The sequence below is a fragment of the Trichlorobacter sp. genome (genome assembly GCF_030247655.1).
Classification (GTDB): domain Bacteria; phylum Desulfobacterota; class Desulfuromonadia; order Geobacterales; family Pseudopelobacteraceae; genus Trichlorobacter.
On sequence record NZ_JAOTRZ010000032.1, the window covers coordinates 1 to 22,843 of the forward strand.

Annotated in this window: 22 protein-coding genes; 15 read left to right on the top strand and 7 right to left on the bottom strand. The window is 52.0% G+C overall.

Annotated features, from left to right (window positions below; all coding sequences use genetic code 11):
* The first annotated feature begins 8 nt into the window (after positions 1 to 8).
* The 11 genes from OEL57_RS04705 to holA are packed head-to-tail and all read left to right on the top strand — an operon-like array spanning position 9 to position 12,508.
* The gene (locus OEL57_RS04705) at positions 9 to 380 is read left to right on the top strand and encodes a response regulator (RefSeq protein WP_414718499.1); all 372 of its coding nucleotides are present in this window, start codon (positions 9 to 11) and stop codon (positions 378 to 380) included.
* Positions 377 to 2,485 (top strand): chemotaxis protein CheA, encoded by a 2,109-nt coding sequence (locus OEL57_RS04710; RefSeq protein ID WP_300737791.1) that lies wholly within the window; start codon positions 377 to 379, stop codon positions 2,483 to 2,485. The genes OEL57_RS04705 and OEL57_RS04710 overlap by 4 nt, the downstream gene beginning before the upstream one ends.
* 2 nt (positions 2,486 to 2,487) lie before the next feature.
* A complete protein-coding gene (locus OEL57_RS04715) occupies positions 2,488 to 3,288 on the top strand; it encodes an ExeA family protein (RefSeq protein ID WP_300737794.1) in 801 nt (266 codons plus the stop codon).
* Positions 3,288 to 4,052: a chemotaxis protein CheW gene (locus OEL57_RS04720; RefSeq protein ID WP_300737797.1), complete on the top strand. Its 765-nt coding sequence runs from the start codon at positions 3,288 to 3,290 to the stop codon at positions 4,050 to 4,052. Before OEL57_RS04715 ends, OEL57_RS04720 begins: the two co-directional genes overlap by 1 nt.
* 1 nt (position 4,053) lies before the next feature.
* The gene (locus OEL57_RS04725; RefSeq protein ID WP_300737800.1) at positions 4,054 to 4,539 is read left to right on the top strand and encodes a chemotaxis protein CheW; all 486 of its coding nucleotides are present in this window, start codon (positions 4,054 to 4,056) and stop codon (positions 4,537 to 4,539) included.
* Positions 4,526 to 6,532: a HEAT repeat domain-containing protein gene (locus tag OEL57_RS04730; RefSeq protein ID WP_300737802.1), complete on the top strand. Its 2,007-nt coding sequence runs from the start codon at positions 4,526 to 4,528 to the stop codon at positions 6,530 to 6,532. Before OEL57_RS04725 ends, OEL57_RS04730 begins: the two co-directional genes overlap by 14 nt.
* Before the next feature lie 28 nt (positions 6,533 to 6,560).
* Positions 6,561 to 7,415 (top strand): CheR family methyltransferase, encoded by an 855-nt coding sequence (locus OEL57_RS04735; RefSeq protein WP_414718497.1) that lies wholly within the window; start codon positions 6,561 to 6,563, stop codon positions 7,413 to 7,415.
* Positions 7,412 to 8,470 carry a chemotaxis-specific protein-glutamate methyltransferase CheB gene (gene cheB / locus OEL57_RS04740; protein WP_300737808.1) on the top strand — a complete coding sequence of 353 codons (1,059 nt, stop codon included), beginning with the start codon at positions 7,412 to 7,414 and terminating at the stop codon, positions 8,468 to 8,470. The genes OEL57_RS04735 and cheB overlap by 4 nt, the downstream gene beginning before the upstream one ends.
* Positions 8,471 to 8,497: 27 nt before the next feature.
* On the top strand, positions 8,498 to 10,975 hold the full coding sequence (leuS, locus tag OEL57_RS04745) for a leucine--tRNA ligase (protein WP_300737811.1): 2,478 nt from the start codon (positions 8,498 to 8,500) through the stop codon (positions 10,973 to 10,975).
* Complete coding sequence (lptE, locus tag OEL57_RS04750; RefSeq protein WP_300737813.1) at positions 10,965 to 11,510, top strand: LptE family protein; 546 nt, start codon at positions 10,965 to 10,967, stop codon at positions 11,508 to 11,510. Before leuS ends, lptE begins: the two co-directional genes overlap by 11 nt.
* A complete protein-coding gene (gene holA, locus OEL57_RS04755) occupies positions 11,510 to 12,508 on the top strand; it encodes a DNA polymerase III subunit delta (RefSeq protein WP_300737815.1) in 999 nt (332 codons plus the stop codon). Before lptE ends, holA begins: the two co-directional genes overlap by 1 nt.
* A gap of 80 nt (positions 12,509 to 12,588) precedes the next feature.
* Here holA and rpsT read toward each other — a convergent pair whose 3' ends face one another.
* The 3 genes from rpsT to purM form a co-directional block, all read right to left on the bottom strand.
* Positions 12,589 to 12,852 (bottom strand): 30S ribosomal protein S20, encoded by a 264-nt coding sequence (rpsT, locus tag OEL57_RS04760; RefSeq protein ID WP_078790459.1) that lies wholly within the window; start codon positions 12,850 to 12,852, stop codon positions 12,589 to 12,591.
* Positions 12,853 to 12,955: 103 nt separating this feature from the next.
* Positions 12,956 to 13,576: a phosphoribosylglycinamide formyltransferase gene (purN, locus tag OEL57_RS04765; RefSeq protein ID WP_300737831.1), complete on the bottom strand. Its 621-nt coding sequence runs from the start codon at positions 13,574 to 13,576 to the stop codon at positions 12,956 to 12,958.
* Positions 13,576 to 14,625 carry a phosphoribosylformylglycinamidine cyclo-ligase gene (gene purM / locus OEL57_RS04770; RefSeq protein WP_300737834.1) on the bottom strand — a complete coding sequence of 350 codons (1,050 nt, stop codon included), beginning with the start codon at positions 14,623 to 14,625 and terminating at the stop codon, positions 13,576 to 13,578. The genes purN and purM overlap by 1 nt, the downstream gene beginning before the upstream one ends.
* A 170-nt stretch (positions 14,626 to 14,795) precedes the next feature.
* On the opposite strand from purM, the gene OEL57_RS04775 reads away from it, so the two are divergent.
* The 3 genes from OEL57_RS04775 to OEL57_RS04785 are packed head-to-tail and all read left to right on the top strand — an operon-like array spanning position 14,796 to position 17,024.
* Positions 14,796 to 15,422, top strand: coding sequence for a transglycosylase SLT domain-containing protein (locus tag OEL57_RS04775; protein ID WP_414718498.1), 627 nt, complete (start codon positions 14,796 to 14,798; stop codon positions 15,420 to 15,422).
* A gap of 4 nt (positions 15,423 to 15,426) precedes the next feature.
* On the top strand, positions 15,427 to 16,014 hold the full coding sequence (pgsA, locus tag OEL57_RS04780) for a CDP-diacylglycerol--glycerol-3-phosphate 3-phosphatidyltransferase (RefSeq protein ID WP_300737840.1): 588 nt from the start codon (positions 15,427 to 15,429) through the stop codon (positions 16,012 to 16,014).
* Positions 16,011 to 17,024: a KamA family radical SAM protein gene (locus OEL57_RS04785; RefSeq protein ID WP_300737843.1), complete on the top strand. Its 1,014-nt coding sequence runs from the start codon at positions 16,011 to 16,013 to the stop codon at positions 17,022 to 17,024. The genes pgsA and OEL57_RS04785 overlap by 4 nt, the downstream gene beginning before the upstream one ends.
* 5 nt (positions 17,025 to 17,029) lie before the next feature.
* On the opposite strand, the gene OEL57_RS04790 is transcribed toward OEL57_RS04785, so the two are convergent.
* Genes OEL57_RS04790 through OEL57_RS04805 form a run of 4 tightly spaced genes read right to left on the bottom strand, consistent with a single transcriptional unit; the run spans position 17,030 to position 21,265 of the window.
* A complete protein-coding gene (locus OEL57_RS04790) occupies positions 17,030 to 17,464 on the bottom strand; it encodes an ATP-binding protein (protein WP_300737846.1) in 435 nt (144 codons plus the stop codon).
* A 22-nt stretch (positions 17,465 to 17,486) separates the two neighbouring features.
* Positions 17,487 to 17,822, bottom strand: coding sequence for an STAS domain-containing protein (locus tag OEL57_RS04795; RefSeq protein WP_300737849.1), 336 nt, complete (start codon positions 17,820 to 17,822; stop codon positions 17,487 to 17,489).
* 18 nt (positions 17,823 to 17,840) lie between these two features.
* A complete protein-coding gene (locus tag OEL57_RS04800; RefSeq protein ID WP_300737851.1) occupies positions 17,841 to 21,089 on the bottom strand; it encodes a SpoIIE family protein phosphatase in 3,249 nt (1,082 codons plus the stop codon).
* Positions 21,086 to 21,265: a hypothetical protein gene (locus tag OEL57_RS04805; RefSeq protein WP_307726437.1), complete on the bottom strand. Its 180-nt coding sequence runs from the start codon at positions 21,263 to 21,265 to the stop codon at positions 21,086 to 21,088. Before OEL57_RS04805 ends, OEL57_RS04800 begins: the two co-directional genes overlap by 4 nt.
* A gap of 270 nt (positions 21,266 to 21,535) precedes the next feature.
* Here OEL57_RS04805 and OEL57_RS04810 point away from each other — a divergent pair.
* The coding region (locus tag OEL57_RS04810) for a tetratricopeptide repeat protein (RefSeq protein WP_300737857.1) at positions 21,536 to 22,843 on the top strand (1,308 nt) is incomplete at its 3' end.

A 22,843-nucleotide genomic window follows, 5' to 3' on the forward strand; every position in this document is an offset into this window, starting at 1 on the left:
AATCTGTAGTGATGAAGAGCCTCACTATCCTTATTGTTGATGATTCCGCTGCTATGCGTTCCTTGCTTGTCTCCACCCTGGAGACATTGGGGAATCTTGCTATTGTGCAGGCGCCGAACGGCTTTGAAGCATTACGCATGCTGCCCCGTGAACAGGTTGATCTGATCCTGACCGATATTAACATGCCTGATATCAATGGGCTTGAACTACTCAGCTTTATTCGTAATAATCCCATCTACAAAGATGTTCCGGTGGTTGTCATCTCCACAGAAGGAAGCCGTAAAGATATTGAAAAGGGCCTCTCCCTTGGGGCCAATGAATATCTGGTCAAACCTTTCCAACCTGAACAACTCCTTGAAATTGTCAAAAGGTTTCTATGAGCTCTTCCTCTGTCCCATCATCTGATGCTGCGCGGGATTTTCTTGCAGAGGCAGAGGAAATTGTCGAGGAGCTTGGCACTCAGTTAGCTGATCTGGCAGATATGGCAGAGCGAGGCACCTTGGAGCCTGACCTGCTAAATGCTATCTTTCGCGGTGCCCACTCGCTGAAGGGGCTGGCCGGCATGTTTGGCTTTGGTATGATAGCCGAAGTTGCCCACCACGCAGAAAACCTGCTTGATTGGTTGAGGATGGGCAAGGTATCGCTTACACCCGAGGTACTTGAACTGCTGTTTGCTTCTGCAGAACTGCTTACCTCCCTATTGCGTGCCTGTGTTGATGGTGCTCTTGATCAGCATCAAGCTGCAGCTACTGCCCACGCAGCTGCAATCAGCGCCTATCTTAATCCCACCGCTCCGGCTGTAGCAGCCCCGCTGCTTGAACAGCTTGGCCTTTCAGAATCGCTGATGGGGGCACTGACTGAATATGAAGAACATCGCCTAAAGGAAAACTGCAGCAAAGGACGTCATATCTACGTGGTACATGCCTCCTTTGAACTTACCACCTTTGATCAAGGCTTATCACAGGTGACTGATATCCTTAAAAGCTGTGGCGAAGTGATCAGCACCCTGCCCAGTGTGGGCGAAAATATGGAGACGCATATTGATTTTGATCTGCTGGCTGGCAGTGACCGGAATGAACAGGAATTTGCTGCTCTTCTGAAAGATCTTGATGTCTCTATTCAGGTCGCAGGTTCTGCCGTTGCTGTAAGCCAATCTGAGCCAGCGCCTGTTTCAGCGCCAGCTGTTCCTGAAGTTGAGGCAGTGGCGATATCCCCTGATAAAGCAGGTATACCGGCAAAGCTTCCTGTTTTGGAAGGTGCAGCAGCCAGCGCTGATGAACCGCTTACGGCCAAGAGTATGAGCCGTACGGTGCGGGTCGATATCGGTAAGCTGGATGAACTGATGAACATCGTGGGAGAACTGGTGCTGGCCCACTCCTCCATCTCATCCATTGCCAACCGGATGCGTGCAGAAGGTTTTTCACGTATGGCCATTGACCTTGGCAAGGCAGCCAAAGGGCTGGAACGGCGCCTGACTGACCTGCAAAAGGGGGTCATGGATATCCGTATGATTCCGGTGGGACAGTTGTATGAGAAGATGTCCCGGATTGTACGCAAGGTCTCCCGTGAACAGGGTAAAAAGATCGAGCTGAAGATGTATGGTGCTGAAACCGAACTGGACAAGCTGATTGTGGAAGATATTGCTGATCCGTTGATGCATATCATCCGCAATGCCATTGATCACGGGATAGAGTCACCAGAGCGTCGCCTGGCTGCGGGCAAGGATGAACGGGGTACGGTTCGGCTTTCCTCTTTTCAAAAAGGTAACCATGTTGTCATTGAGGTCGAGGATGACGGCGGCGGTATTGATATTGAGAAGATCAAGCAAAAGGCATTGTCCAAGGGATTGGTGCAGGATGTTAACGGTATGACTGATCGGGAAGCCCTTGATCTGATCTTTATGCCCGGTTTTTCAACAGCCGATACGATCACTGATATCTCGGGACGTGGTGTTGGTATGGATGTGGTGCGCAACAATATTGCCGCAGTTTCCGGTATGGTTGATATTGAAACCAGGCTGGGGCAGGGCTCACGATTTACCATTGTACTGCCGATCACACTGGCCATTATCAAGGTCTTGATCATCTTCTGTGCTGGTCGAACCTATGCGGTGCCGATCACCTCTGTGGTGGAATCTCTGATTCTGGAACCAGCTGATATCAAGACCGTTGAAGGTAAAGAGGTTATCAATCTGCGTGAGCAGACCCTGCCGCTGCTGCGCCTGGAACGGCTTTTTAACATTGACCGGATCGGCATTAACCCCGGTGACCAGTATGTGGTTATTGTTGGTTCTGCTGAAAAACGGCTCGGTCTTGTGGTGGATGATCTGCTGGGCCAGCAGGATATTGTGATCAAACCGCTGGGTACGGCATTCAAGGCGTTACGGGGTATCTCAGGCGCTGCAGATCTGGGGGATCAACGTACGATTCTGGTACTGGATGCAGGCGGCATTATTGGTGAAACCATGCGCAGCGGTGGGGCCTAAACGTGTACAAGCAGTATTTTGGACTCAAGGAGAAGCCGTTTGGCAAGACACCTGACCCTCGCTTGCTGTTTTTGTCCAAAGGACACGAAGAGGCACTGGCCAGGCTCGAGTACGCAGTTGAAGAACGTGAGATAGCCCTTTTGACCGGCGATGTGGGCTGTGGCAAGACCACCCTGTCACGGGCTTTGATGGATCGTTGCGGCAGCGGTTACCGGTTCATCATGATCTTTAATCCCCGCATGGGAGCGGTTGAGTTTTTGCGCACCGTGGCCCATGGGCTTGAGATTGAGCAACCGGCTCGATCCAAGGATGACCTGTTACGCCAGATTACCGGCAGACTTTACGACCTGTACCGGGATAACCTCTGTCCGGTGCTGGTTATTGATGAGGCCCAGACCATTACTGAGCTTGAGGTGTTCGATGAGATCCGCCTGCTGACCAACTATCAGATGGATGATCATAACCTGATCAGTGTCCTGATCATGGGGCAGCCAGAGTTGCGCAGCCTGCTGCGGTATCAACCGATGGAGCCGCTCAGGCAGCGGATATCTCTGCATTTTCATCTGCAGCCGCTTTCCCTTGAGGAGACCATGGAATATCTTGACTTCAGAATAGTGACAAGTGGCGGTGTCCCCGGTCTCTTTACCCCTGACGCCGTGCAGGCGATCTATGAGCTTTCAGCCGGAGTGCCCCGCAGAATCAATGCCATAGCCACCAATGCCCTGCTGGTTGGCTACGGTAATGACGCAGCGGTAATTGATGCTTCAATTATTCAGGAAGTCCGTGATGAGGTAACGCTCTGATGGAACTGGCCAAGATCCGCAATAAAGCCCGGCAGGAAGCTACCTCGGAAGCACCGGCACAGGCTGCCCCGTTGGAAGAACCGGCGGTTGCCGGGGTGTTTGAAGAACCATTACCAAAACAGGCAGTGTCATTACCTGACAGTTTGTTTGATCTGCAGCCACCTGTTGTTTCCTTCCCGAGTCCAGTATCGTTTCGACCTGAACAGCCTGAACTCCGTTTTGACCCGTTAGCCAAAATCCTGGCTGGAAGAGAATATGATCGTGCTGTTAACGGAGCTGTTAATCTGGAGCCGGAACAGGAGACACAGCCAGTCTCTTTTGAGGTGGATTTTGAAGAATTTCTCTGTTTTCGTCTGGGTGATGAGGAGTACGGCATCAACATCATGGAGATCAAGGAGATCATCAAACCACGAGAGTTGACTGAGGTTCCGCGAGCCCCTGGTTTTGTTGATGGTGTGCTCTCCTTACGCGGTGTGATTGTACCGGTATTTACCATGCGTAAGCGGTTGGGCATGACGTTAGACTATGATGGCAGTCAGGAACGGATTGTCATTGTCCGCAGTGGAGACGGGCTGCATGGACTACGGGTGGATCGGGTGACTGATGTGGTCAAGATTTCCAAAACAGATCGTGAAGCGACACCATCGGTGCTTGAAGGGGTAGCCCGTGAGTTTGTGTCAGGTATCGGCAGGACCGGAAAACGGATGCTGATTATCCTGGATATCTGCAAGGTGGTTGATACTGCTCTGGGCGAGGTTGTCTGACATGGAAACCGGGATTCAGGAACTGCAGCTGGCAGGATTTCTGATGGGTGAGAATCTGTTTGCGGTTGATATCATGCGGATTAAAGAGATTGTTATTCCACAGAAGCTGGCGGGATTTCCGCTGCAGAACAGTACTCTTGATGGCATGATTAACCTGCGTGGTCAGGTTATTCCGGTCATGAACCTACGGGCGCGCTTTGGCCTGCCTCCCCGTCCCGGTGGTCCCGGCAAGCTGATGATCGTATCAGTAGCCGGGCGCCAGGTTGCACTTGCTGTTGATGATCTTGATGAAGTCGTGACGGTGCCGGTTCGGGATTTAACGCCACCCCCTGATATGGTTGAAGGGATTGGAGCGGAATTTTTAGTTGCAGTTTGTCTCTGCAATGAACGGCTTTATCTGGTACTTGATATTGATACCCTTTTTTCGCCAACAGGGCGGCATAAGCAGGGGCTGATGCAGGAGGATTTTCCGCATGGTGACATCTGAAAGCCGCTCTCTGGCTGCAGACCATGACGAAGAACAACGCTATCGGATGGTGCAGGAACAGCGCCAGCTCCCCCTTCAGAAAAGCAGGGAGATACTCTTTAACGCTTTGGGAGATGAAAGCTGGCGTGTGCGCAAACAGGCGGTTGAGGTGCTGCTGGCAGCACGACCGGATCAGGACACACTCCATCAGCTGATTGATCTGCTACGGGATGAGGATAATGCCGGACTACGCAATGCAACAGCTGAACTGCTGGTCAGGTGTGGTGTCAGGGTGGTGCCGATTCTGTTGGGATATCTGGATGACCCGGACCATGACCTGCGCAAGCTGGTGGTTGATGCGCTGGGCGCACTTGGTGGTGAAGATGCCCACAATGGGCTGATCAGGGCCTTGTCTGACCCGGACAATAATGTCGCAGCAGCAGCAGCAGAGGGAGTGGGTGTTGCAGGAAATGCCCGCTCTGTGCCAGAGTTACTGCGGCATCTTGAGCAGAATCAGGAATCGTTCTTCCGTTTTAACGCCTTGGCCGCTTTAGGGCAGATCGGGGTTCCAGGCCCGTTGCCGGTGGTGGTCAAACAGCTTGCCAGCCAGGATATTCTGCGGCGGGCTGTGTACGAATGTCTGGGGAAGATTGGCGGCGATAGTGAGGCCATTGAACTGCTGCTTGAAGGGGTTTTATCACACCTTCCCAGTGTACGCCAGGCAGCCGTCAGCTCGTTGGCGCAGGTTCTGCAGCATAGTGATTCCTCTCTCCGCAGTAGTGCTCAGAAACGACTCTGCCTGTTGTCAGATCAGGGCCTGATGGAGCAGCTTGCTGCCTCCTTTGTGCCGGGTAACCTTGTTCTTAACCAGGCGGTCATCACCATTTTAGCGGTAACGGCCAACCCCTGTGGACTTGGCCTGCTGTTTTCAGCACTATCAGATGAACGTCTTGCAACAGAGGCAGAAACTGCCCTTAAAGCCGTTGGTCCCTGTGCAATTAAAGCAGCTGTGGCACGATTTGGACAAGCCGAATCTTCTGCTGAACGGGCTGCCCTGTGCAGGTTTATTGGTAACCAAGGGGCTGTTGAAGGGGTAGTTGCCATTCGTCGTGGTCTTGTTGATGCCTCTGCTCAGGTGCGTGCTGCAGCAGCCTATGCAGCAGCCAGGTTAAGCGATCCGGAATTGCCAACACTGGTTGCTGATCTGATGGATGATGAAGATGTCTTGGTTCGTGAGGCGGCGCTTGCTACGTTGCGCCGGTATGCCGGCATTGATCAGCAACTGATCAGCTCGGCAGCGGAACAACTTGCCGGATCAATGGAATCTGAACGGCGCAGAGGGGCTGCATTGCTCTTTGCCGCTGTGCATAATGGTGAAGGTATTGCCCGTCTGCTTAAGGACGAGGAACCGTCGGTTCGTGAAGCTGCTGCCCGTGCAGCAGGTAAATTAAAGCCCTCTGATGGTTGTTCCCATCTGATGTTGGCCCTGGTTGATGAAGAACCGGATGTGCGTATTGCAGCTGCCGAGGCCCTGGGAGATTGCCGGGATACCGCTGCAATAGCGCCGCTGCGTCTTTTACTGAATGATAGCGATGCCTGGGTGCAGGCCGCAGCCCTGCGAAGTCTGGTGCAACTGGCAGGAGAGGCAGCACTGCCTGATCTGATCAAACTGTGGGAACAGGGGGATGAAGTGGTGCAGCTGGCCTGTTTAGAGGCATTTGAGCAGGTTTCCTCACCTGAAGGGCTAAAGGCTCTATCCCGTGATCTGGGGCGGCATGACGGCGAAGTACTCAAGGGAGCCATAGAGCTGTTGCATCGTCATGACCTGTCTCTGCTGGCGCCTTGGTTCAATCATATTCTCTGCCATCAGGATTGGGATGTCCGTATCACGGCAGTCAGGGCCAGCAGTGCATTGCCTGCAGAAGAACGGATGACCCTGTTGCAGATGGCTCTGGATCGTGAGGATAATGATCTGGTCAGGTCTGAAATACTATCCCGGTTAGGCACCGCCTGAGATGTGTCCCTTTGAAGTAGAAATACCTATGGCTGAAGAGGAATTCAGGTTGTTACGTGACCTGGTCTACAGCCATTGCGGTCTCTGGTTTGATGATCAGAACTCGTATCTACTTCAAAAACGTCTGGGCCGCCGTCTGGCAGTACACCAGTTGAAATCGTTCCGTGAATATTACCAGTTGCTGCGCTTTAATCGGAAACGTGAGCAGGAACTGGAAGAGATCATGGATCTGCTGACCACCAACGAAACCTATTTTTTTCGGGAAGAGTATCAGCTGAAGGCATTTGCCGATGAAATTGTCCCGGAAATCTGCGCTGCACGCGGGACAAAGGAGTTTAATCATCGAATCCGGGTCTGGTCTGCCGGTTGCTCAACCGGTGAAGAGCCGTATACCATTGCCATGCTGTTGCTTGAGATGGACTGCCTGCGTGACTGGTCAATCGAGATTGTTGGCACTGATATCAGCCAGCGGGTGCTGCAGCATGCCCGCCGGGGCGTGTATGGGCCCTCAGCTTTTCGTTCAACCGATGCTTACTTTAAAAGTAAATATTTCACTCCCCATGAAGAAGGTGGTTATCGGATCAAGGACGAGGTCAGGAAGCTGGTTACCATCAGCCATCTGAACCTGTTGGACAGTACCCGTATGAAAATGTTGGGCAGTTTTGATCTTATTTTCTGCCGTAATGTCATCATCTACTTTGATCAACCTGCCAAGAAAAAGGTGGTGGAGTCTTTTTACCAGGTCTTGCGGGATTCCGGTTACCTGCTGCTGGGGCATTCTGAGTCGTTGATGAATATCACGACCTTGTTTAACCTGCGTCACTTCAAGAATGACATGGTCTATCAAAGGCCGGTCAGCTCATCAACAGGAGGTGTCCGATGAAGCCGGTGCGGATACTGGTGGTGGATGACTCAGCCTACAGCCGTCGTAGTATTACTAAAATGCTGGAGGGGATGCCAGGGGTTGAGGTGGTCGGCTACGCCGTTGACGGTGAAGAAGGGATTCGCCAGGCTATTTCACTCAAGCCTGATCTGGTAACCCTTGATCTTGAGATGCCGCGCATGGATGGCTTTACCCTGCTGCGGATTCTTACCAACCGCTTCAGCCTGCCGGTGCTGGTCATCAGCGCACTGTCAGATGCAGATAAGGTGTTCCGTGCCCTTGAAATGGGGGCGCTTGACTTTGTGGCCAAGCCGATTCAAGGTAATACCCGCGAGTTGCACAGCATCGAACAGGACCTGAAATGGAAGGTAAAGCAAGTGATGGTAAGTCTGCTCAATAAAAAGGCCCGTCAGTCAGTGCCGGTGCCGGATCTTGATAAATCACTAAAATCAGAGAGAAAAGCCAGCAAGCGTTCCATCGAGTTGGTGGCTATCGCTTCTTCAACCCGTGGTCCGCCAGCCTTGCAATCGAGCTTCAGTTCTTTTGGTCAAAGCTACCCCTTTGCTGTGGTGGTTGCCCAGCATATGCCACACGGGTTTACCCGGGCCTTTGCAGAACGCCTGAATCGTACCTCGCCTTTTACCGTACGTGAGGCCCGTGATGGTGATCTGGTTGAGCCGGGAATGGCTCTGATTGCACCAGGTGGATCTAACCTGACACTTGAAGGGGTTGGTACAGAAATTCGTGCCAGGGTAAAACCACCTGAGGCCAGTGATCGTTTTGTCCCTTCGGCAGATCTGCTGTTTGCATCCTGCGCACCGCTGTACGGCCGCCAGATGCTGGCTGTGGTACTTACCGGCATGGGCAATGATGGAAGTAAAGGGGTAGTTGCGGTAAAGGAACGGGGAGGTCAGGTCCTGGCAGAATCTGAGGACAGCGCTGTGGTCTATGGCATGCCCCGTGAGGCCGTGGCAACCGGTTGTGTTGACCGGGTAGTACCGTTACCGGGCATTAGTCAGGCAATTCTTGCATCTGGCGGATTTGAACATCCGTGATTGATACTTTGAAAAGGGGAGTAACCGATGTCAGCAGATAAGAAGTACACACCGGCTGAAGTTGAAACTAAATGGCAACAGCAATGGGAGGGTCAGAAAACCTTTAAGGCCACTGAAGACCCTTCCAAACAAAAATACTACCTGCTGGAGATGTTTCCCTATCCCTCCGGCCGTATCCATATGGGCCATGTCCGCAACTATTCCATCGGTGACGTCATTGGCCGTTTTAAACGGATGCGCGGTTTCAACGTACTGCATCCCATGGGCTGGGATGCCTTTGGCATGCCGGCTGAAAATGCCGCCATCAAGAACAATTGCCACCCGGCTGCCTGGACCTATGAAAACATGGCCTACATGCGGGACCAGCTGAAGCAGATGGGGCTTTCCTATGATTGGGATCGGGAACTGGCCACCTGCGACGTCTCTTACTATCGTTGGGAGCAGAAGCTGTTTGTGGAAATGTACAAGAAGGGACTGGCCTACAAGAAACAGTCCTTTGTCAACTGGTGCCCTTCCTGTGAAACCGTGCTGGCCAATGAGCAGGTTGAAGACGGTGGCTGCTGGCGCTGTGATACTGAGGTGAAGCAAAAGGAGCTGGAACAGTGGTTCTTTAAAATAACCGATTATGCAGAGGAACTGCTTGATTTTACTAACAAGTTGCCGGGTTGGCCGGAGCGGGTGCTGACCATGCAGCGAAACTGGATCGGCAAGAGCATCGGTTGTGAGATCGATTTTCAGCTGGATGGTCATGATGGTGCTATCAAGGTCTTTACCACCCGTCCTGATACCCTGTTTGGTGCCACCTTCATGTCCCTGGCACCGGAACATCCGATGGCACTGGAGCTGACCAGTCCTGAGCGCCGTACTGAGGTGGAAGCATTTATTGACAAGGTAAAAAAGACCGACCGGATTGCCCGCACTGCTGATGATCTGGAAAAGGAAGGGGTCTTTACCGGCTCTTACTGTATCAACCCGGCCACTGGTTGCAAGATGCCGATCTATCTGGCCAACTTCGTGCTGGTTGAATACGGTACCGGCGCGGTAATGGCAGTGCCCACCCATGACCAACGCGACTTTGAGTTTGCAAAAAAGTATGACCTGTCACTGGTGGTAGTAATCCAGCCTGAAGGGGAAACTCTTGACCCTGCCAGCATGACTGCAGCCTATACTGAAGTCGGCGTAATGGCCAATTCAGGTCAGTTTAACGGCCAGAAGAGTGATGATGCCAAAGAGGCAATTGCGGTCTGGCTGGAACAGCAGGGCAAAGGCAAGAAGACCGTCAATTTCCGCTTGCGGGATTGGGGTGTATCCCGCCAAAGATACTGGGGTTCTCCGATACCAATCATATATTGTGACTGTTGTGGAGCCGTACCGGTGCCGGATAAAGATCTGCCAGTGGTGCTACCCCATGATGTGCATTTTACCGGTGAAGGTGGCTCGCCACTGGCAACCCTTGAGAGCTTTACCAAGGTGGCTTGCCCGCTCTGCGGCAAACCAGCCCGCCGTGAAACCGATACCATGGACACCTTTGTGGAATCTTCCTGGTACTTCCTGCGCTACTGCTGCCCCGACTTTGAAGACGGCATGCTGGACAAGGCCCGTGCTCAGTACTGGATGTCGGTTGACCAGTATATCGGCGGCATTGAGCATGCCGTGCTGCACCTGCTCTACGCTCGCTTTTTTACTAAGGTAATGCGTGATCTGGGGTATGTGGATGTGGATGAGCCGTTTACCAACCTGCTGACCCAGGGGATGGTGATCAAGGACGGCGCAAAAATGAGTAAATCAAAGGGGAACGTGGTTGATCCTGATGCCCTGATCAAACGCTACGGTGCAGATACCGCCCGCCTGTTCTCCCTTTTTGCGGCTCCACCGGAAAAGGATCTGGACTGGAATGAACAGGGGGTAGACGGCTGTTTCCGCTTCCTGAACCGGGTTTGGAAGCTGGTGCAAGAACATGGGGAGATGGTGCTGTCTGCTCCTGCCCTTGATCCTGCAGCACTGACCGATGAAGAGCGTAGCCTGCGTCGGGCTGTCCATAAGACCCTGAAGAAGGTAACCGAGGATATTGAAGAGCGCTTCCACTTCAACACCGCCATTGCAGCGGTGATGGAACTGATGAACAGTTTGCAGGGGGCCCGTCTTGCAACCCCTCAGGCCGCTGCAGTAATGAAAGAAGCGCTGGAGCTGGTGGTGGCCATGCTGGCACCATTTGTGCCCCATATCACAGAGGAACTTTGGCAGTCGCTTGGCCATGCCACACCTCTGTCAGCAACCACCTGGCCTGCCTGGGATCGTGAGGCGGTGGTTGATGAAGAACTGCTGGTGGTGGTACAGGTCAACGGCAAGCTGCGCTCCAAGCTTTCGGTGGCAGTCGGTGTTGATGAAGAAGCGATCAAACAGATGGCCCTTTCAGATGAAAAGGTCAAGGTCTTTACTGATGGCATGCAGGTTCGCAAGGTGATCTATGTGCCAGGAAAGCTGGTGAACATCGTTGTCGGCTAAAACGCACAATAACTATTGGTTGGCGTCACTTCTTCTGCTGCTGACACTTACTCTGTTGGCTGGGTGTGGCTACCATTTTACCGCAGACAGTGGTACCAGACTACCGGCAGGCCAGACCGTCTGGGTACCGTTTTTCAAGAATGCCACGGTCTATGCCAACGGGTCGGTTGCCCTGAAGCGGGCCATCTTTGATCAGTTTGCTGAGCAGCGTGGTATTCTGCCTGCTGCAACAGCAGAGCAGGCAGATCTGATCCTTGAAGGGGCTCTGACCGGCTATGGAGCCGGTGTGGTCAGCTACTCTGCCACTGATACCGCAAAAGAGTACCGTCTGACCATTACTGCTGATATTACCGTGCGTAAACGAGGCGCAGCCAAAGATAGCAAGCCGCTCTGGAAGGGAACCCTGTCGGCCTGGCAGGATTATCCTGTGGCAGCCACGGTGGAACTGCAGCGCAGCAGTGAAGATGCCGCCTTGACCGCTGCCAGCCGCAAGCTGGCACAACAGCTGATCTGGAATCTTGAGCAACAGTACTAATGACTGAACAGGAACTTGAAAAACAGATTCAGACCGGCAGTTTCTCGCCGGTCTATTTCTTTTATGGTGAAGAGCCGTTTCTGGTTGAGCGGGCCGGACGTCGGCTTATGGAAAAGGCTGTTGATCCAGCCATGAAAGACTTTAACCTGAATATCTATTATGGTGCTGACTGTAAAGGCACTGAGATCCTTGATACCTCCCAGACCCTTCCGATGTTTGCGGAACGCCGGATTGTGGTGGTTAAACAGGCAGATAAGCTGCCTGCTGCAACTCAGGAAGGGCTGTTGCCCTATCTGGCCAATCCCTGTCCAGAAACCTGTCTGTTGTTCATGGCTGCCAAACCTGATCTACGCCGTAAATTCTTCTTAGAGTTAAAAAAACAGCCAGGCACCCTTGAGTTTAAAAAACTGTATGACAACAAACTGGGGCCGTTTATCAGCAGTGAAGCAGCGGTGCATGGTAAGAAGATAGATGGGGCAGGGGCGGAGATGCTGAGCTTCATGGTGGGTAATAACCTGCAAGAGCTGGTTTCACAGATTGAAAAAGCGGCACTGTATATCGGTAGTCGTCCGGTGATCGGGATTGATGATGTCAAGGCGATTGTGAGCCAGAGCAAGTCCTTTACCGCTTTTGAGCTGGCCCGATTCATGGGGGAAAAAAATCTGCCCAAGGCGCTGGCTACCTTGCAATCAATGCTGCAAAACGGTGAAGAGGCGATCATGATCCTGGGGGCGCTGGCCAGTCATTTTCGCAGGATCTGGCGGATCAGGGAGCTGCTGGATCAGAAAATGACACCGGCCGATATCGGTAAGCAGCTCAAAATAAATGCTTATTTTCTGGGGGAACAGGTCACCCAGGCGAAGAGATATACCGTGGTTGAGCTGGAGGCCCTGTTTGAACGGCTGTACCGGGGTGATGTCGGGATAAAGACCGGTGCTTCGTCAGTAACCGTCCTGCAGGGGCTGGTGTATGATGCCTGTGCAGGAAACTTGAAATAGATTAATTCAATGTTCAGTGAACAATAAAAAGGGCCTCAGCTTGTTAGCCGAGACCCTTTTAATGTTTATACAAGAACCATCTAGCCCAGTGTGTTAACCAGCTTGGTTAGACGGGATACGCTTCGGGAAGCGTTTGACTTGTGGATAACCCCTTTGGTGGCGGTCTTGTCAATGACAGGGATCGCAAGCTGCAGTGCAGCTACAGCAGCTTCTTTATCTTTTTTCTCAACCGCTTCACGGACCCGCTTGATGTAGGTCTTGAGGGTTGATTTTTGATGACGGTTACGGGCATTGCGCTTTTCATTCTGCTTGATACGCTTGATTGCCGATTTGTGATGAGCCACGTGCTACCTCCGAATGGTGTACAGCAGTCATATGCTGATTGTAATCTAATTGAAGCGAAATTTTTAACATGCTGCCTTGAGGCTGTCAAGAGGAAAGTGCTCTTTATTCGCTGATTATAACCTTGCGGCCTTCAACATGCAGGCGACCTGCACAGAAGAGGCGAACCGCCTCAACATAGGTGCGATGTTCCTCTCCATGGATACGTTGGGTCAGAGTTTCCAGGGTGTCGCTGCCGAGAATCGGCACTACTGATTGCAGAATGATCGGACCGGTGTCAGTGCCTTTATCAACAAAGTGTACGGTGCACCCGGTGTAGCGTGCACCATACTCAAAGGCCTGTTGCTGGGCATCAAGACCGGGGAAGGCCGGTAGCAGGGCAGGGTGGATGTTCATGATGGCATTGGGGAAGGCCTCAATCATGGTTGGCGACAGCAGCCGCATGAACCCGGCCAGTATAACCAGATCAACCTTATGTTGCTGCAACAGCTCAACCAGTGCCGTGTCATAGGCCTGGCGGTTCGGGTAACCCTTGTGGTCAAGCACAATTGATTTGATGGTGTGCTTCTTTGCGCGTTCAAGAGCAAAGGCATCAGCCTTGTTGCTGATCAGACAGACAATACTGGCGTTGGTGATTCGTTCGGCCTCAATGGCATCCACAATGGCCTGGAAATTGGAACCGTTGCCTGATACCAGCACAGCAAGTTTAAGCGGCGTTGTTCCCATTAAATCAGAACCACCTGTTCTGTCTGGCTCTTGGTCATATTTTTTACCTCGCCAATCAGCCATGCCTGTTCACCCAGTCCGTTCAGGCGTGAAAGGATATCATCGACATCCGTTGCAGATACCGCCAACACCATGCCGATACCCATGTTGAAGGTGCGGTACATCTCATTCTGCTCCACATTGCCAGCTTCCTGCATGATGGTAAAGATTGACGGCATAGTCCATGAACCTAGTTTGATGTTGGCTGCACATCCCTTTGGCAGGACGCGGGGAACGTTTTCCAGCAGGCCGCCGCCGGTGATGTGGGCAATGCCGTTGATCCGGAAATCCTTGAGCAGGTTCAGTATTGCTCGGACATAAATCCGGGTCGGGGTCAGTAGCTCCTCATCAACAGTTTTGCTGCTGTCCGGTAGCTGACTGTTGATGGCAAGTCCCATATGGTCAAAGATGATACGACGTGCCAGAGAATAGCCGTTGCTGTGCAGGCCGCTTGAGCCGATACCGATCAGTTTGTTACCAACGGTGATGGATGAACCGTCAATAATCTGTTCTTTTTCAACTACCCCAACTGTAAAACCGGCAATGTCGTACTCGCCATCTGCATAGAAACCTGGCATTTCAGCGGTTTCGCCGCCAATCAGGGCACAGCCTGCCTGGCGGCATCCTTCAGCAATGCCAGACACAATCTGGGCTGCCTTGTCCGGATCCAGCTTGCCGGTTGCCAGATAGTCCAGAAAAAAGAGTGGTTCAGCCCCCTGTACCACGATGTCATTAACGCACATGGCCACCAGGTCGATCCCGACGGTGTCATGACGGTCAGCCAGAAAGGCCAGCTTCAGCTTTGTGCCAACTCCGTCGGTGCCTGATACCAGAACCGGGTTCTTGTATTTGGAGGCGTTCAGAGAGAAGAGCCCGCCAAAACCGCCGATTTCTGTCATAACTTCAGGGCGGAAGGTGGATTTGACCAACGGCTTGATTTTCTGGACAAAACTGTTGCCTGCCTCAATATCAACACCAGCCTCTTTGTAGGTTGCGCGGGGTTTGGTCACGGGTTACGGCTCCTTATCTTGCAGGAAAGGTCATCTTCAACAGATTAGATTGATGAAGATATTTCTTCTAGCCAATCGAGGGAAAAAAGTCAATCAACTGTATGTTTTAATGATGTAAGCAGGCAGTTTAAGCTTGACAAATCGGGCACTTTTGCCGTTATGTTAACAATATGAACCGGCTTGTCGACCACATCTATGACAGAGTTTCATGCTGCTCCAGCGTTTTATTCCTGCTTGGTTTGCTGTTTTTGTCTGCCGTCGTCTTTCCTGCCTCCTCTTGTGCAGATATTTATCGTTATGAAGATGAAGAAGGGGTGGTGCATTTTACCGATGCACCGACTGATAAAAAATTTAAGATATTTATGCGGGATCTTCGTAAAGATCGCCAACTGCGGACCCATTTTCGCCTCACATCCGGAAATCCCCAGGAGTTTGAACATCTGATTACGGCCGCATCTGCCAAGTATGGGGTCAGTGCCTCGCTGATCAGGGCGGTTATTCAGGCAGAATCCGGTTACAATCCCCAGGCCGTATCCCGTGCCGGTGCAGGCGGTTTGATGCAGTTGATGCCGGGCACAGCCAAGCATCTAAAGGTTGCCAACCGTTTTGATCCGAGCCAGAATGTGGATGGCGGGGTGCGGTATCTGAAGTTTCTGCTGGATACCTTTAAAGGGGATGTTTCACTTGCCCTTGCAGCCTACAATGCCGGACTTTCCAAGGTTGCCAAATATGGCGGCATTCCACCCTATGAAGAAACGCGAACCTATGTCAGCAGGGTTCTGTCGTACATGAGATAAGCCAATGTCCCAGCATCATCCTATTCTCAATCCACCCAATATTATTACTCTGTTCAGAGTCGCCTGCATTCCCGTAATGGTTGTTTTGTTGTTTTCTGACTCGCGGGAGTCCTGCTTTTGGGCTGCCTGGGTTTTTGCCATTGCCTCAGCTACTGACTGGATTGATGGTCATCTTGCCCGCAGAATGGGGATTGAAACCGTATTTGGCAAGTTTCTGGACCCGATAGCAGATAAACTGATTGTGACCGCAGCCCTGATTATGATTCTGCCGTTTAACCGTGTGCCAGCCTGGATGGTGTTTGTCATACTGGCACGGGAGATTGTGATTACCGGACTGCGCAGTATTGCATCATCTGAAGGGATTGTAATCCAGGCATCTGATCTGGGGAAATACAAAACCATTTTTCAGCTGACTGCCATCATTGGTCTGTTGTTGCACTATGATTATAACTGGTTTTTCGGAATTGCCCATCCGTTGCTGACCGTTAATATGCATAATGCCGGGATGTTTTTCTTCTGGATCGCCTTTGTTTTGACGGTCTGGTCCGGGGTTGACTATCTGGCACGCTTTGTTAAGGTGATTGCCCGTTGACCACGTTTCAAACCGTTTCCCTTGCAGAAATTGCCCACCGCTTCAGATCTGATCTATCCCCGCTGGAGCAGGTCACAGCCATCTACCCCTGTTGTATCAGCAGCTACTATGCCAGCCTGATTACCGCTCCCCATGACCCTGTCTGGAAACAGTGTGTACCATCGGTTGAGGAACTGGACGATACGACCCAACTGCCAGATCCTCTGGATGAAGAACGTCTGAGTCCGGTGCCGGGACTGATTCATCGCTATCCTGACCGGGCAGTGCTGCTGGTGTCCAACCGTTGTGCAACCTACTGTCGATTCTGCATGCGCAAGCGCAAGGTAGGCTGTGCCGGTGGTGAAACCGATTTTTCAGCAGCCTATAACTATATTGCAACAACTCCGCAGTTGCGGGATATCATCCTGTCCGGTGGTGATCCGCTGATGCTGTTGGATGACGAGTTGCATCAGATCCTGTCAGCACTGCGCAGGATTCCCCATGTTGAGGTTATCAGAATCGGCAGCCGGATACCGGTCACCGATCCATCCCGTATTACTCCGGCACTTTGTCGCATGCTTGCTGAACATCATCCGCTCTACCTGAATACCCATTTTAACCATCCGCAGGAGTTGACTGCTGAGGCAGCCCGGGCCTGTAGCCTGTTGGCTTCCGCAGGGATCCAGCTGGGTAATCAGACCGTGCTGTTAAAAGGGGTGAATGATGACAGTCTGACCATGCAGAAGCTCATGACCGGGCTGCTACGGATGCGGGTTCGGCCATACTATCTGCATCAGATGGACCTGGTGCGAGGTACCGCCCATTTTCGTACTCCGCTTGAGCAGGGCAGGCAGTTGATCGGGTCACTGAGGGGCAGGGTCTCAGGTATGGCAATCCCCCATTTTGTGATTGATCTGCCCGGTGGCAAAGGGAAGGTGCCGGTCCTGCCTGATATGCTGCACCGAGATGGAGAGGTCTGGCAGGTGCAGACCAACAGCGGTGAGTGGGTCAGATACGCTGATCCCGTGTAGCTGGCTTAACGAAACTGTTTGTGCATCTCCAGCACATTGCCACCTTTAATCGGGTAGTAATCAACCGAATCCATCAATGACCGCATGATATACAAGCCCCTGCCATGGTCTTCCAGCTCATCCTGACTGTCCTTTGCGGTCTGTGAGATGCTATTCAGGTCAAATCCCCTGCCATGATCAAAGACCTGCAACACCAGTTCTTCATCAGTAACCGTAATCCGAATTTCCACCTCTTCATCAGGATTATCGGCATTTGCATGACGGATAGCGTTGACCAGGGCCTCGGTCAGTACCACGTTAATGTGGTTGGCCAAGGCTTCCCGGTCCTCGTTATAGTTCTGCAACTGCGCAGCGAGCTCTTCGCTGATCCGTCCAATCAGGCTCAGGTAGCGGGTCTGATTGGGTACCTTGATCTGCAGCTCGATCTGAGTATTTTTCATTGCAGCTCTCCAGTAGTTCTGATCAGAACGCCTCAAGTGCCTCATCAACAGTCGTGTAAATATCAAATACCCGATGTAGCCTGGTGAGTTCAAACATAGATTTTACCTGGCTCTGGAGGCTTGAAAGCTTCAGTCCAGCCTGACGGGATGAGGCATTTTTAAAGCCAGATACCAGCGCACCCAGGCCGGAACTGTCGATAAAACGCACCTCTTTCAGGTCAACCACCACTCTGGTTTTACCTTCTTCAAACAGTCTGCCCAGTTCCTGCTTCAGCTGTTCGGAATTATGGGCATCCAGCCGTTCTTCCTTGACCTGCAGCAGTACCACCTGTCCATTGTCTTCAAGTTTCAGATTCATTGCTGATCCTCCTTTCAATTAAGAAACTATCTTCATAACCACCATTGAAACATCATCCTGCAGGGTTGTGCTTTGGCTGTATTCCTTGACCAGTTCAAAAAACGAGTCAGCTATCTGGTTGACGGTCAAGGTACTTTGTTGTGAAAGGTGGTGGCAGACCTGTCCGGTGCCCAGCAGTTCACCAGACTGGTCGGTTGCCTCCGGGATGCCATCGGTATAGAATAGCAGGGTGTCGCCTGCCTGCAGGGTTATGGTCCTTTCTTCAAATACCATGGAGGGCTTTATTCCCAGAATAAGACCCTCTGCATCCAGTTCAATACAACTCTGCTGACCTAAGCGGTGTATCAGCGGCTTGTTGTGGCCGGCGTTGGCGTAGGAAAGACGTCCGGTGGCAGCGCTATAGCGGGCATAGAACATGGTGATGAACAGCTCGGCCCTGGTCAGATCATCATACAGTTGGCTGTTCAGGGTCTCCAGGATGCTGCTGGGGCTGACCGCACGGCTTGACTGGGCCCGCAGCAGGGTGCGTACTTCAGCCATGATCAGGGCCGCTCCAACACTATGACCGGAAACATCGGCAATCAAAAGATCAATGGTATGGTCATCCCGCTTGAAGAAATCATAGTAGTCACCCCCCACATGGGCGGCAGGATAGCAACGTCCGGCAAGCTCAACCCCAAATAGAAGCGGTGGTTCAGCCGGCAGCAGAGAAAGCTGGATCTGTTCCGCAATCTCCATGTCACGCTTGACCCTGGCATTGGCCAGTAGTGCCTGTTCTTTTTCACGGCGTTCACGTTCCTTGGCCTGCATTTCGCTGGCAAGCCGGGCTGCCTGAGCCAACTGCCCGGTCAGGCTGGTCAGCAGACCTATGAATTCTTCAGTGAAAAGTCCAATGATGGATTTGGAATAAACCGACAGAACACCCAGGCTTTCCTCACCCTCACGGTAGATCGGGATATGGGCAAACGAGATAAACCCTTCTGCCTCTGTCTTGGGCATGGTGATGATTTCCTGCAGGTTATTGATGTCATTGACGAAGTGTGTTGTCTGATCAATCATCGCCATTTTGACATAGGGATCGCTTTCCTGGAACCAGTGTTCCGGGGAGATCGGGCGGCGGTCGCAGCCCTGATAGCTCTGGACTGCCAGGGGAACATCGCTGCTGCTGCGAATCTGGATCAGGGCGACATCAAGTCTGAATTCCTTCAGGAGCAGTTGCAGCAGCTCATCCATAATGGTCTGCAGGTCAAGGGTGCGGTTGATGATTTCAGATGCCTTGAGCCGCACATACAGTGCTTCACGACTCTGATCAAGGGAGGCTCTGACAGTACTGAAGATGTCATAGACCGACTCCATCCGGCTGCCCATGTCTGAAAGATAGCTGTCCATGATGGCTCCAGCTGCAGCAGCCCCCACAGAACCGGCAAGGGTACGCTCAACAAAACGTTTCATGGCAGGCAGTTCAAATTCCGGGACTGCGTTTTCCCCATCAATCATCCGTCCCTTGAGGTAGCCGGTCATGGCCTGACTGGCCTCACCAGGGCCAATGAACTTTCCCATCAACGCAATGAACTGGGGGATGGTAACCGGCTTTGAAAGACGTTTTGTTGCGCTTTTTACCTGGCGACGTTCTGTTTCAAATTTGCCGATAAAGCGGCGTACCTGTTCTTTTTCACCATCACTCTGGGAGAGGAGTAGTGAACAGATCAGGTAAGCGCCTACATTGAACAACATGCTCCAGAAGAGCGAGTGGCTCCACATATCCATGCCAGTAAGGCCAAACAGTGCCGTGGGCTTTAGTAGTGACTGTCCAAACAGCCCGTGCAGCATGATGGTACTGTCCGGTGTTGCTGCATGGAAAGAAGGGATCAGCAGGGTATAGCACCAGATCAGAAAACCCAGAGCCATGCCGGTAATAGCACCAATCTTGTTGCCTCTGGGCCAATACAGTCCACCCAACAGGGCTGGCAGGAACTGCAGGGCTGCCAGAAAAGAGATCAGCCCCATATTAACCAGCATGAATGAATCGCCCACTGCCTGATAGTAAAAATAGCCCAGAAAAACCACAAAGAAGATCGCCAGTCGTTTCAGGTTGATCAGCAGGACTGGAAACCATTGTTTAGGAGTTATCCTGACAATGATCGGCATGAACAGGTTGTTAAGCAACATGGTAGAAAGGGCCACTGATTCCACCATTACCATACCCGCAGCTGCAGAAAGACCACCCAGAAATGCCAAAAGTGCCATAAAACTGTTTCCGGCTGCCAACGGCAGGCTGATAACGAAATAATCGGCTCCGGCATTGCCGCCGTACTGCAGGATACCTCCCAGGGCAATTGGCATGATGAACAGATTGATCAGGAACAGGTAGGTGGGAAAGAGCCACATCGCCTTGCTGATATGACGCAGATCGGCATTCTCTATGACCATGACATGAAACTGGCGGGGCAACAGGATGATGGCCCCCATGGAGAGAAACAGCATGGTTGAGGAGGGGATAAATCCTCGGCCTTCTGTGGGGTGCAGGGTGAACAGGCGATTAAATAACTCTGGAAACTGCTGGTTAAAGCGGGTCAGGATGTCACCAAAACCGTCAAACATGAACCAGGTGACAAAAATACCCACGCTTACCAGGCTGACCAGTTTGATTATGGATTCAAAGGCCACAGCAGCAATCAGTCCTTCATGGCGTTCAGCCGAGGGGAGGCGGCGGGCGCCAAAGATAACGCCAAAAATTGAAAGGATCAGGGCCAGACTCAGACTGGTGGGAAACGATATGGCGGCGTCTGCTCCGGGCAGGGTGATGGTACGATGGGTAACGCCACTGATCAGAGCAAAAGAGGTGACCACTGCCTTAATCTGAAGGGCAATGTAGGGCATGATCCCCAATACGGCTATCAGGGTCACCAATGATCCCAACAGTTGGGAGTTGCCGTAACGCAGGCTGATAAAATCGGCAATGGAGGAGACGTTGTTTTCTTTGCTGATTCTTATGATTCTACGCAGTATATAAAACCATGAAAAGGCCACCAGTGAAGGGCCCAGGTAGATCATCAGGAAATCGATGCCGCTGGTGGCAGCCTTGCCTACGCTGCCGTAGAAGGTCCATGAGGTACAGTAGACCGCTATGGAAAGGCTGTATACGTAGGGGTTGTTTACCAGGCTGCGCCCCTGTTCAGCGCGTCGTCGTGCATACCAGGCAACAAGGAACAACAGTCCGGCATAGCCTACAGCAATTGCAGTAACATAATAGATGTTCAGAGTCACCGTGGCGCCTGCTCTTCAGTGTCTGGTTCAGTTTGTTCCGGCTCGGCAGAGCTGGCAAAAAGGTAGATGACGCCGATTGAAATTGCCCAGCCTAAGGTAAAATAGAGATACAGCAGGGGAAAACCCAGCAGGGTGGTTGGCTGGTTGAATATCTTCAAAAAGGGAAAGTTGAGCATCACATTTCCCAATACAAAGAAAATAACCCAGGATTCCCTCAGGTGCAGTCGTTTGAGAGCTTTCTGTAGGTTTGAGCGCCACATTGTGGGATAGAGTCCCTTTCTTTGGTGCTGGATGGCTGATCAACTTTTACCATTGATCTCTGCACTGTGCAACCAGCGGGCAGAGAAATATTCTGTCGGCGGAATCGTTTGACGCTTATCCGCTTGTATGGTAGCGTTTGACATCCTGTTGTTATCTGCAACCTGTTGAATTCCGGATGGTGTCCCATGTTACGCTATTTACTTTGTTGTGTCGGTTTGTTGCTGCTTGCCGCCTGTAGTTCTGTGCGTCCAGCAGGTTCTCCTGATGCTGGTCCGGTCTTTTCCCATACCGGCCTTGGTGCCTATGCGCAGGCGCGACTTGCCTGGAATGAAGGGGATGCAGAGCGGGCGCTTGTCTTAGCGCGTCAAGCACAGGTAGCCGATGCCACGACTCCCCACCCCATTATGCTTGAAGCAGAAATACTGATCAAGGCTGGCCGGATTCAAGAGGCCCTGACCGCCATGGATCGGGCCATCAAGGTGGCGCCTGACTATCGTCCTCCTTATCTTTTAGCTGGTAGCATTATGTCTTCGCTGGGTAAAACCAAAGAAGCTGCAGCGTACCTGCGTCATGCAGTCAGGCTTGAGCCGGGCAAAGAAGACGCCGTGCTGCATCTGGTAACAACCCTGATGCAACTCTTTGAATATGAAGAGTCAGTAAATGTACTTAAAGCTCTGGTCAAAGTTAGGCCTGAATCTGCTGTGGGTAACTACTATCTGGCCAAGGTCTACAGTCAGATGAAGCTGTATCGCGAGGCCATTGGCTACTATCAGAGGGCTCTTGAACTGCGGCCTGAATTTGTCCAGGCAATGGTTGACATGGCTATTTCCCATGAAGCCCTGGGTGAGTACGATAAGGCCATTGCTGCATACAAGAGAGCATTGGATGATGCAGAAAACCGGGCTCCACTGATTCAACACCTGGTTCAGCTTTTTATTCAGAACCGGCGTTACGAAGATGCGCTGGTCTATCTGAGAAAACTGGATGAGATGGGTCTGGCAACAACCGAGACCAATCGCAAAATTGGTCTGATCTATCTGGAACTTGAACGCTATGATGAGGCGATTCAGCTTTTTTCAAAAATGTTAGAGGCTGACCCGGATGCTCATCAGATGCGGCTATATCTGGGCAGTGCCTTTGAAGAAAAAAATGATCTTGCACGGGCAGTGGTTGAGTTCCAGAAGATTCCTGCTGATTCATCAGTCTATGCGGAAGCGGTTGGCCATCTGGCCTTTATTTACAAAGAGCAGGGCAAGGATGCCGCGGCGGTTGCTTTGCTGCAGCAGGCCATTGCAGCCAATCAGGATAAACTGGAGCTGTATCTCTCTCTGGCAACACTGCACGACTCCCTGAACCATCCCGAAGAGGGGCTTGCGTTGCTGCAGGGAGTTGAAGCGCGCTTTTTAACTGATTCCAAGTTTCAATTCAGAATGGGGATACTGTTTGACAAGCTGGGCAAGCGACCTGAATCCATTGCACGGATGAAGAAAGTG

Coding starts and splice junctions, on each gene's coding strand:
- OEL57_RS04710 (WP_300737791.1), top strand. CDS start 377: ATGAGCTCTTCCTCTGTCCCATCATCTGATGCTGCGCGGGATTTTCTT.
- OEL57_RS04720 (WP_300737797.1), top strand. CDS start 3,288: ATGGAACTGGCCAAGATCCGCAATAAAGCCCGGCAGGAAGCTACCTCG.
- OEL57_RS04725 (WP_300737800.1), top strand. CDS start 4,054: ATGGAAACCGGGATTCAGGAACTGCAGCTGGCAGGATTTCTGATGGGT.
- OEL57_RS04730 (WP_300737802.1), top strand. CDS start 4,526: ATGGTGACATCTGAAAGCCGCTCTCTGGCTGCAGACCATGACGAAGAA.
- OEL57_RS04735 (WP_414718497.1), top strand. CDS start 6,561: ATGGCTGAAGAGGAATTCAGGTTGTTACGTGACCTGGTCTACAGCCAT.
- cheB (WP_300737808.1), top strand. CDS start 7,412: ATGAAGCCGGTGCGGATACTGGTGGTGGATGACTCAGCCTACAGCCGT.
- leuS (WP_300737811.1), top strand. CDS start 8,498: ATGTCAGCAGATAAGAAGTACACACCGGCTGAAGTTGAAACTAAATGG.
- holA (WP_300737815.1), top strand. CDS start 11,510: ATGACTGAACAGGAACTTGAAAAACAGATTCAGACCGGCAGTTTCTCG.
- purN (WP_300737831.1), bottom strand. CDS start 13,576: ATGGGAACAACGCCGCTTAAACTTGCTGTGCTGGTATCAGGCAACGGT.
- OEL57_RS04775 (WP_414718498.1), top strand. CDS start 14,796: ATGAACCGGCTTGTCGACCACATCTATGACAGAGTTTCATGCTGCTCC.
- pgsA (WP_300737840.1), top strand. CDS start 15,427: ATGTCCCAGCATCATCCTATTCTCAATCCACCCAATATTATTACTCTG.
- OEL57_RS04790 (WP_300737846.1), bottom strand. CDS start 17,464: ATGAAAAATACTCAGATCGAGCTGCAGATCAAGGTACCCAATCAGACC.
- OEL57_RS04795 (WP_300737849.1), bottom strand. CDS start 17,822: ATGAATCTGAAACTTGAAGACAATGGACAGGTGGTACTGCTGCAGGTC.
- OEL57_RS04805 (WP_307726437.1), bottom strand. CDS start 21,265: ATGCTCAACTTTCCCTTTTTGAAGATATTCAACCAGCCAACCACCCTG.